At 66.0% G+C, this 3,393-nt stretch carries 5 protein-coding genes; all 5 read right to left on the bottom strand.

The genetic code is table 11. From position 1 onward, the window contains the following. Window positions 1-223 precede the first annotated feature (223 nt). Complete coding sequence (locus NP534_RS26250) at window positions 224-742, bottom strand: cytochrome c (protein WP_033698713.1); 519 nt, start codon at window positions 740-742, stop codon at window positions 224-226. A gap of 4 nt (window positions 743-746) precedes the next feature. Next, window positions 747-1,268: a methylamine dehydrogenase light chain gene (locus NP534_RS26255; protein ID WP_027595339.1), complete on the bottom strand. Its 522-nt coding sequence runs from the start codon at window positions 1,266-1,268 to the stop codon at window positions 747-749. A 14-nt stretch (window positions 1,269-1,282) separates the two neighbouring features. Beyond that, complete coding sequence (gene mauD, locus NP534_RS26260; RefSeq protein ID WP_274100663.1) at window positions 1,283-1,918, bottom strand: methylamine dehydrogenase accessory protein MauD; 636 nt, start codon at window positions 1,916-1,918, stop codon at window positions 1,283-1,285. 3 nt (window positions 1,919-1,921) lie between these two features. Next, entirely contained in the window at window positions 1,922-2,458 is a 537-nt protein-coding gene (locus NP534_RS26265; protein WP_047583774.1) for a MauE/DoxX family redox-associated membrane protein, read from the bottom strand. A 15-nt stretch (window positions 2,459-2,473) separates the two neighbouring features. Next, a partial coding sequence (locus tag NP534_RS26270; protein WP_274100664.1) for an amine dehydrogenase large subunit occupies window positions 2,474-3,393 on the bottom strand: 920 nt, incomplete at its 5' end.

The raw sequence follows: 3,393 nt of genomic DNA on the forward strand, positions 1-3,393 counted from the left end.
TTTGTTTCGGGCCAGTGAGGCCAGTGGCATTTGCGCGCGACCGCCTTGTTTGTACGACGCGATATTGAGGCGGGCACCAAGGGGCCGCGCGCCAATCCCTCAGGAATAATTGGCCCGAAACAGATGTAGGAGCGGCCTTGCGTCGCGATGCGCCGCGCGGGCGGCGCTCGATCTCACAGGCGCTAGAACCGTCATGGCGAACCCCCACCAAAACAACCACAATTCAGCGCCCAAGCCCATCCCCAATAACAATCCCCTCGGCCCGCATCGCGTCAATCAACCCGCCCCGCACATCCGGCAGGTTGAGCATGCTGCTCTGGCGCACCCGGCGCACCTCTTCGCCGCTGTACGGTGGCCATTGCTCGGGTGAACTGTTGCCAGCCATCCCGTCCCGCGCCAGTAGCCAGTTCAGCAAATCGGCTATCTGCTGATCGTTGAGCGCCGACTGTGAAATCCCCGGCACCCGCACCAGAAACTCGCGCCCACCCGGTACCCTCAGAAAGTTGCCGACAAACCCCTGCATGCGCGGCGTGTCGTTGGCCGCCGAGCCCTCGCCGTGGTCCCGGTGGCAGCCGGCGCACTGCAACTGGTAGTTCACCGGCACCGAGTACCCGGCCTGGGCAATCGGCACCGGTGGCACCTCGTTACCCTGTGCCGGGCGCTGGTTGGGGTTGGGCAGGGTCCTGGCCTGGGCGACGGGCGCCAGCAGGCACAGGAGCAACAGCGCCGTCAGACCCTTCACGGCGCTATACCGCCACGCCGCGGATGATGGTCACGGTGCAGTTGTAGATCTTCGACTCCGCACCCAGGCACCAGTTGATGTCGTTGTTGTTGAAGGGCCGATACAACGGCTGTTCATCGTCGTTGCGCGAGCAGGCGCACTGGCCGCAGGCGTGCTTACCGCAGCAATCGTTGTACGAGATGATGTAGTTCTTGCCGTCGGCCGGGTTGCGGCAGGTGCCGATCCAGGTCACCAGCGAGGCATCGGTACCGGGCGGGCATGAAGTGATCGAGCCGCCGCAGCACGAGCACAGAAAGCCGTCGATCGAGCAGTTGCGCCAGTAGTCGCAGCTGGTCGGGTCGCCAGGGTCACCCATCTTCGGTTGCTCGGCGGCCAGCGCCTTGGCGGTGCGGTCGATCGGCAGCAGCACCGGTAGCGCCGCGCCCGCGACGATCAGCGAGCCCAGGCGCGCCAACACCTTGCGCCGTGAGGTGGTGTCGGCAACGTGGCGGCTGGAGCGTTCAAACAGTTTGTCGAGAAAACTCATGGTGTGCTCCGCGATCAGTGCTGCGCGCTGTGTGGGTGGGCGTGGTCGTGGTCGTGGCCATGCGCGTGGTTGCCGTGCAGGTACTGCTGCAGGCTGGCGCTGCCCAGGTGCACGGCCTCGAACAGGCTGTCCAGGTGCTCGCGGGAGTTGACCAGGCCCTTGGCGCGCAGGGTGCCGGCCTGGTCGATCAACACGGCGTAGGGCAGCTTGCCGATCTGGTAGGTCATGCCGATCTCGGGGCCGACCACGTAGGTGGCCTGCTGCAAATCGTTGGCTTCGATCAGCGCTTGCTGTTCGGCGAAATCACCGTCGCTGACATAGATCACGTCCAGCGCGCCGCTGTTGTCCTTGGCGATCGACTTGACCGCCGGCAGCAGCGATTTGCACACCGGGCAGCCAGGGGCAAGGAAGAACAGCAACTGCGAACGCTCGCTGTGGTAGCCGATGTTCACCGGGCGGCCGTGGCGGTCGGCGGCGGTCACCTGTGGGGCGGGGTCGTTGACGGTTACGCCTTTGTCCACCATCAGCGCCCCGGCCGGGGCGATACGGCCATGCAGCACGCCGATCTGGCGCACCAGGGCCATGACCGTGAAGGCCACTGCAATCAGCAGCAGCCAGAGCAGAATGTTCGATGCGATGAGCAGTTGCATGGGTTATCTCCCCGTCAATTTGGCAAGACGCGGCTGGTTGGCCAGCAGGCCATCCACCGCGACATGAAGCAGCAGCGCCACGGCACTTGCCGCGATCACCACGAAAATATCCAGGCCACCGAGTGCGCGCTCTGCCATGGGCAATGCCGCCAGGCCGGCCAGCACGGCGATCACCAGGTTGCGCAGCAACAACACCGGGCGCAGGGGCTGGGTGGCGCCGGGGCCTGAACAGCCGCAATCGATGTCGCGGCGCCCGCGCCAGAGGTTGACGCCGATGGCGCCGGCATACAGCGCCATCAGCAGGGCTACCCCCAGCGCTGCGCTGGCGCGCCAGGCGGGCAATAGCAGGGCCAGCGCCAGGGCCAGCTCAGCCAGCGCCAGGCTTGCCGTGGCGGCGGGGGCCAGGGGCGAGGGCAGCACCTGGTAGGCGCGCACGATGGCGCTGAAGGCGCGCCGGTCGCGCAGCTTGTGGCTGGCGGCGCTGGCCAGCAGCGCCGCCAGGGCTGTGCTGCTGGCAATCACGAGGACAGGGTCGAGCATGGTCGGGTCTCCTGTTTACCAAGGGGCGAAGGTAAGCACTGGTGTGTCGGCGATCTGGTCCATGGCACCGCTGTGCTTGCCTGTGGTCAGGTCGAAGAACTGCACGCCGCCTTCCAGGTCGGTGGCCACCAGGATGGGCGCCTGGTCATGGCTTGCCTGCAGGCTCCAGACCGGCTTGGGTGAGTCGAGGGTGCCGAGTTTTTTGCCGGTCTTCAGGTCGAAGGCCCAGATGGTGGTACTCGGGTCTTCCCATTTGCCATCGGTGTGCTGGTCATGCATCAGCGCATACAAGCGGTTCAGGCCCGGCGCCAGGGCCAGGGCTTGCCAGCCACCCGGTGCCCAGCCTTGCTGGCGCTCCTGGTCACTGACCAGCGACCAGGTGGGCTGCGGCTTGGCCTTGCCCCCTTCGAAGCTCACCGGGTACACCTCGCCGTGGGTGGTGGTGAAGTAGTAGGTGTCGCCATTGGCGATGGCGCGCTCGTTCAGGCGGACCTTGTTCGGGTCGAAGAAGGGCGTCTGGGTGCGCGAGACCTCTTTGCCTTCGTCATCCAGCGTCACCACCAATAGCTGGCCGTCACCGCACAGCGAGGCGAAGCTGCGTTTGCCGACCGGGTAGTTGAGCACGCAGCCGCTGATGGCGACTTCGCTGGCGACCTTGTGCGTCTGGGTATTGACCACGGTCACCGAGGTCGACGGCGTGAGGTTGAAGACGTAAGCCAGCTTGCTGTCGGCGCTGACGCCCATGGCGTACTTCTCAGTGAGCGTCGAGGCGCGCTTGGTGGGCAGCACCACTTCCCATTGCGGGCGCAAGGTCTGGGTGTCCCAGGCCACCAGCACGTCGGTGCGCTCGCCGTAGGTGCCGCGCGAGTAGAACAGGTTGGCCGAGTACAGGGTGCGGTTGTCCGGGCTCAGCGCGGTGGGGGCGACAAAGGCGT

The organism is Pseudomonas sp. 39004 (genome assembly GCF_028682155.1).
Classification (GTDB): domain Bacteria; phylum Pseudomonadota; class Gammaproteobacteria; order Pseudomonadales; family Pseudomonadaceae; genus Aquipseudomonas; species Aquipseudomonas capeferrum.